The sequence below is a fragment of the Bradyrhizobium sp. P5_C11_2 genome (assembly GCF_054049755.1).
In genome coordinates this window covers 1-5,429 of sequence record NZ_JBFULT010000518.1, presented here as the reverse complement: position 1 = coordinate 5,429, position 5,429 = coordinate 1, and the positions used below count along the sequence as shown (strand labels likewise).

At 63.3% G+C, this 5,429-nt stretch carries 6 protein-coding genes and 1 pseudogene; 6 read left to right on the top strand and 1 reads right to left on the bottom strand.

Translation table 11 applies throughout. From position 1 onward, the window contains the following. From ACXJL8_RS32745 to ACXJL8_RS32720, 6 genes and pseudogenes are all read left to right on the top strand, one after another. Window positions 1-245, top strand: a pseudogene (locus ACXJL8_RS32745) (substrate-binding periplasmic protein); the annotation flags it as partial. Between the two features lie 58 nt (window positions 246-303). Further along, the gene (locus ACXJL8_RS32740; protein WP_247990265.1) at window positions 304-975 is read left to right on the top strand and encodes an amino acid ABC transporter permease; all 672 of its coding nucleotides are present in this window, start codon (window positions 304-306) and stop codon (window positions 973-975) included. A 9-nt stretch (window positions 976-984) separates the two neighbouring features. Beyond that, complete coding sequence (locus tag ACXJL8_RS32735; protein ID WP_456621870.1) at window positions 985-1,656, top strand: amino acid ABC transporter permease; 672 nt, start codon at window positions 985-987, stop codon at window positions 1,654-1,656. Between the two features lies 1 nt (window position 1,657). After that, window positions 1,658-2,641 carry an NAD-dependent epimerase/dehydratase family protein gene (locus tag ACXJL8_RS32730; protein ID WP_456686280.1) on the top strand — a complete coding sequence of 328 codons (984 nt, stop codon included), beginning with the start codon at window positions 1,658-1,660 and terminating at the stop codon, window positions 2,639-2,641. Beyond that, window positions 2,638-3,414 carry an SDR family NAD(P)-dependent oxidoreductase gene (locus ACXJL8_RS32725; protein ID WP_247990262.1) on the top strand — a complete coding sequence of 259 codons (777 nt, stop codon included), beginning with the start codon at window positions 2,638-2,640 and terminating at the stop codon, window positions 3,412-3,414. The genes ACXJL8_RS32730 and ACXJL8_RS32725 overlap by 4 nt, the downstream gene beginning before the upstream one ends. After that, entirely contained in the window at window positions 3,411-4,196 is a 786-nt protein-coding gene (locus ACXJL8_RS32720) for an amino acid ABC transporter ATP-binding protein (RefSeq protein ID WP_456621873.1), read from the top strand. The genes ACXJL8_RS32725 and ACXJL8_RS32720 overlap by 4 nt, the downstream gene beginning before the upstream one ends. Before the next feature lie 336 nt (window positions 4,197-4,532). Here ACXJL8_RS32720 and ACXJL8_RS32715 read toward each other — a convergent pair whose 3' ends face one another. Further along, a complete protein-coding gene (locus ACXJL8_RS32715) occupies window positions 4,533-5,312 on the bottom strand; it encodes an ABC transporter permease (RefSeq protein WP_456621874.1) in 780 nt (259 codons plus the stop codon). Between the last annotated feature and the right edge of the window lie 117 nt (window positions 5,313-5,429).

The window sequence follows — 5,429 nt, the reverse complement described above, 5'->3', positions numbered from 1 at the left end:
GTTTCAAGGACTTCAACGGCCGCAACTTCGCCTATGCGTTCCGCCTGGAAGACACCGAGTATCGCAACAAGGTCGAGGCGATCATCGAATGCATGAAGTTGGACGGCCGCCTGCGCAAGCTGCACGAGAAATGGTATGGCGTAGCGCCCGATGCCGGCTCGGCCATCGACACTGTGTATTTCGGCTATGGCCCTCCCGGCTTCAAGGGTTTCGAGCCCACCTCGCACGTTCCGGCGTGCAGGTAGCTAGGTGTGAACACCGGACCGGCGCCAAGCCGGTCCGACCGCGGTTGGCGGAGACCCGATGGACCGGATCGTCGAATACTACTTCAATGCAGAGGTCATCGCGCGCGCCTTCCCCCAGGTGCTCGCGGGCTTTCGCACGACGGTCATCGTATCGCTTTTGATTATTGTCTGCGGCACGCTGTCCGGCCTGTCGCTGGCACTGCTGCGCTGCGCCAACCTGCGTCCGGTCAATTTCTTCATCACCGCTTATGTCGACGTGCTGCGTACGCTGCCACAGCTCGTCGTGATCGTCTTCATCTATTTCGGCCTGCCTTATCTCGGCCCGGCGCTGTCCCCCTTCGCGACCACTGTGCTGGCGCTCGGCATGGTCTTGTCGGCCTTTTCCACCGAGATCTTCTGGTCCGCGATCGTGGCGCTGCCGCGCGGACAGTGGGACGCCGCCAGCGCGCTCGGCTTCAGCCGGCTGCGGACGCTGGTCACCATCATCCTGCCGCAGGCCATTCGCCTCGCTATCCCGCTTCTGACCAATCGCGCCATCTCCATCAGCAAGGGCACGGCGCTCGGCACCGCCGTGTCGCTCCCGGAAACGCTCGGACAGGCGCAGAGCGTGATGGCGTTGGTCGCCAATCCCTCGCCGCTGACGCTGGCCGCGGCGTTCTACCTCACCTTCTTCCTGCCGCTGGTGATCGCCAGCCGGTGGATCGAATATCGCTACAGCACGGGACGGTGAGCGGATCGCATGCAGGATTTCCTGGACAATTTCGCCAACTGGGAGTCGCTGTTGCGGGTCTATCCGCTGCTGCTGCAGGGGCTGATCTATACAGTCTGGCTCGCGGCGGTGGCGCTGCCGCTCGGCATTCTCGCCGGCCTCGCCATCGCCGTGCTGTACAGCTTCAAGAACCGCTGGGTGAATATCGCGTTGCTGATCTATATCGACCTGTTCAGGTCGTTTCCCGTGGTGGTGCTGCTGATCCTGATCTTCTACGGCATGCCGTTTCTGGGCCTGACGCTCGGCGGCTTCACCGCGGCGGTACTGGCCATCGTACTCAACAATTCCGGCTATTACGGCGAGATCTTCCGCGCCGGCATCCTGTCCGTACCCCACGGCCAAACCGAGGCTGCCCGGGCGCTCGGTTTCAAGCCGCTGCATGTGGTGTTCTCCATCGTGCTGCCGCAGGCGATCCGCAACGTGCTGGCGCCGCTCGCCAGCAATTCACTGGAACTCGTCAAGGCGACACCAATTGCCGCCTTGGTCGCGCTGCCTGAACTGCTGCGCTCAGCCCGCGTCGCCCAGGAGCAGACCTACAACCCGACGCCGCTGATGGCGGCCGCCGTGATTTTCTTCGTCATCCTGTATCCGTTCGCGCGCTGGGTGGCGCGGCTGGAGCGGCAAGCACTGAAAGCTCGCTAACATGACCACACTGATCACCGGCGGCAGCGGCTTCATCGGGCTCGCGCTCGCCGAGCGCCTGATCGCCGACGGCGAGACCGTCATCCTTTTCGATCTCTCAGCACCCGGCCACGACATGCTGGTGCGTCCCGAACTCGCCGGCGCCACGCTGGTCACCGGCGATGTCACAAGCGCCGATGACGTCGACCGCGCGTTGAATACTGCCGGCATCGACCGCGTGATCCACACCGCCGCGATGACGCCGAATGCGCAGCGCGAGCATGACGCTGCGCGCCAGATCGTCGATGTCAATATCGGCGGCACCGTCAATCTGCTCGAACGCGTAACATTGCGGCCCGCCATCAAGCGCGTCACCGTGCTCAGCTCGGTCGCAGTGTACGGCTTCTCGCAACCGGCTGCGTCGGGCCTGTTCGAGGAGGATTTGTCGCCGCCGGCACCGGCCACGCTCTACGGCATCACAAAGCTTGCATCGGAACAGGCGGCGCTGCGGATCGCCGACCTTCACAACCTCGATGTGCGGGTGATTCGGCTCGGGCCGGTCTTTGGCCCATGGGAATTGCAGACCGGTGTCCGCGATGCGCTGAGCCCGCATTATCAAGTGCTCCGCATGGCCTTCGACGGCCGTGAAGCGATTCTCCCGCGCAGCATGGCCGGCGACTGGATTTATTCCCGTGACGCCGCCCTCGGCGTCGCGAGGGTGAGCGCCTCCGACGCGCTGAACCACCGCACGTATCACGTTAGCGGCGGTGTGCTGTCCGATCTGCCACGATGGTGCGAGATCATCGCGACGCACATGCCCGGCTTCCGCTGGCGGATGGCGGAGATCGAGGCGGAGGGCAACGTGATCTATGGCCTGCCGAAGGACCGTGCGCCGCTGRACATTGCACGCCTGGCCGCGGATGCCGGCTTCAAGCCTCAATTTCATCTGGAAGATGCGGCACACGACTATCTCGGCTGGTTGCCGCAGGCAGGAGAACCCGCATGAGCAAACGTCTGGCTGGAAAATCCGTCCTGATCACCGGCGCCTCCTCGGGCATCGGCCGCGCCATCGCCCGCCGATTTGCTGCCGAGGACGCGAGACTCATGCTCGCGGATCTCACCATGGACGTGCGCGAGGGCGGCGCTCCGACACTGGATCTGCTGCGTGCAGACGGTTATGAGGTCGATTTCATCCAGATCGACGTGGCCTCGGAGGACGATACCGTCCGCGCCGTCCAACAGACCGTTGCGCGCTACGGCCGCCTCGACGTGCTCGTCAACGACGCCGCCATCGGCACCGGCAAGCGTCTGACCGACACCAGCCTCGCCGAATGGGACAGGACGCTGGCGGTCAATCTCACCGGCGTATTCCTGATGTCGCGCGCCGCTGTCAACCAGATGCTGACGCAGGATATCCGCAACGAGGCCCGCGGCCGCCTCGTCAACATCTCCTCTCAGCACGGTATGATCGCCTGCCCGGAAGACATCGCATATGGCACCTCCAAATCCGGGGTCGTCTACATGACGCGGCAGATCGCGGCGGACTACGCGAAGGATCACATCATCTGCAACGCAGTCGCGCCCGGCAAGATCGTCACCGGCAAACCGGGCCGTGCTGCAGAGCCGCGCTGGATGGACTACTCCACCAGCCGCACGCCGATGCCGCGGCTGGGCCGCCCCGACGACGTCGCCAATGCGGCGCTGTTTCTGGCCTCCGACGAGGCCACTTTCATGACCGGCGAAAACATCCTCGTCGATGGCGGCTGGATGGCGTCATGAGCAACGTTTCGGAGAGCACCATGGTGCAAGCGCCTGCAGAAACGTCCGCGCCGATCATTCAGATGTCCGGCGTCACCAAATGGTATGGCGACGTCCAGGTGCTCAAGGACATCGACTTCACGGTAACGCGCGGCGAGCGCGTCGTGATCTGCGGGCCTTCGGGGTCCGGCAAGTCGACCATGATCCGTTGCATTAACCGGCTGGAAGAACATCGCGACGGCCGCATCATGGTCAATGGCATCGAGCTGGATCACTCGACGCGCAATGTCGACGTGGTCCGCCGCGATGTCGGCATGGTATTCCAGCAGTTCAACCTGTTTCCGCATCTGACTGTGCTGCAGAACCTCACCATCGCGCCGCGCAAGATACGCGGCGCAACCAGGCAGGAGGCTGACGAGGTCGCGCGCTATTTTCTTGAGCGCGTGCGGATCTCCGAACAGGCCGATAAATATCCGAACCAGCTCTCCGGCGGCCAGCAGCAGCGCGTCGCCATCGCGCGTGCGCTGTGCATGAAACCGCAGATCATGCTATTCGACGAGCCGACCTCGGCGCTTGATCCGGAAATGATCCAGGAGGTGCTCGACGTCATGGTCGGCCTCGCTCGCGAAGGCATGACCATGGTCTGCGTCACCCATGAGATGGGCTTCGCGCGCACGGTCGCCGACCGCGTGGTGTTCATGGATGCCGGCCGGATCATCGAGGAAGGCGTGCCGGCCGATTTTTTCTCGGATCCGAAGCAGGATCGAACCCGCGCATTCCTCAAACAAATTATGCATCGATGACCGAAGCGGCCGATTTGCGCCATTAGCGGTCACCCGGCTATAAACCTGCGTCGATGCGGCTGGGGCGCTACCATCTTAGGGTAAGAAATCGTACAAAATCGTAGTTTGGAATGCAAAATCGCAGTCTTGGTAGCGGGAGACCGCTAGCGCCTTTCCCGACATGGCGCAGATCTGCGATATTTCCTCCGATCGTCCGCCTGAAAGGGATGTTTTCGAGGAAACCTGAATCAAGCAGCGCCGCAAAGATTCCTGTGTACGGCTTGCTCGCCTTGCTCGGTCGCCAGACGTAACCTCACGCCCGGTCAAATTGCACGCGGCGTCTCGGCTGGGCCAAGGTCAAGCGGCCGCTCGTTTTCCAAGGAGGTGGGCGCAGCCCATCAACACGACCGTCAGCACGATGGTCAGGGTTGAGACCGCTGCGATGGTTGGTTCAATCTGATAGAGCAAATCGTCCCACATGCGGCGCGGCAGCGTGACCGCGCCGGAGCCGGATATGAACAGCGCAACGACCAGCTCATCGAACGATGTGATAAAGGCGAACAGGGCGCCGACCAGAACGCCGGGGCGGATCAGTGGCAGCGTGATCTGGAAAAAAGTGCCGGTGGGTGTGGCGCCGAGGCTAAGCGCTGCCTGCTCCAGGCGGGGGTCGATGCCCGCGAGGCTGGCGTTCACGCTGGTGACGACGAAGGGTACCGCAAGACAGGTATGGGCGAAGATCAGGCCGGCCGGCGTGCCGACCAAGCCGTAACGGGCGAAGGCGTAGTAGATGCCGATGGCCACGACGATCACCGGCACGATCAACGGCGACAGGATCAGCGCAGAGGCCAGAACGCGGAGTGCTTTGGGCAGGCGGGCGATGCCAAGCGCTGCCAGCGTACCGAGTAGCGTCGCCAGCACGACCACGGAGGCTGCGACCCAGAGGCTGAGCCAGGTCGAGCGCAACCAATCGTCGCTGGCGAAATAGACGCTGTACCAGCGCAACCCGAAGGCCGGCGGTGGAAACGTCAGGTAAGTCGCCGAAGAAAACGAGACCACCATCACGACGACGATGGGCAAGGCGAGGAACATGAGGATGAGGCCTACGAGCATCGCCGGCAGCACGCGGGCGACTGTCATCGTGCGCTCGTTCGGAGCGTATGGCCGACACCAGGCAGCCGATAGAAAGCCGCGATGATGGCGAGCGCCGTTGCCAGCAGCAGGACCGAAAGGGTCGCTGCATAGGCCCAGTTGAGC

What these genes read in the sequence shown, in the direction of transcription:
- ACXJL8_RS32740 (WP_247990265.1), top strand. Translation starts at nt 304, where the DNA reads ATGGACCGGATCGTCGAATACTACTTCAATGCAGAGGTCATCGCGCGC.
- ACXJL8_RS32735 (WP_456621870.1), top strand. Translation starts at nt 985, where the DNA reads ATGCAGGATTTCCTGGACAATTTCGCCAACTGGGAGTCGCTGTTGCGG.
- ACXJL8_RS32725 (WP_247990262.1), top strand. Translation starts at nt 2,638, where the DNA reads ATGAGCAAACGTCTGGCTGGAAAATCCGTCCTGATCACCGGCGCCTCC.
- ACXJL8_RS32720 (WP_456621873.1), top strand. Translation starts at nt 3,411, where the DNA reads ATGAGCAACGTTTCGGAGAGCACCATGGTGCAAGCGCCTGCAGAAACG.
- ACXJL8_RS32715 (WP_456621874.1), bottom strand. Translation starts at nt 5,312, where the DNA reads ATGACAGTCGCCCGCGTGCTGCCGGCGATGCTCGTAGGCCTCATCCTC.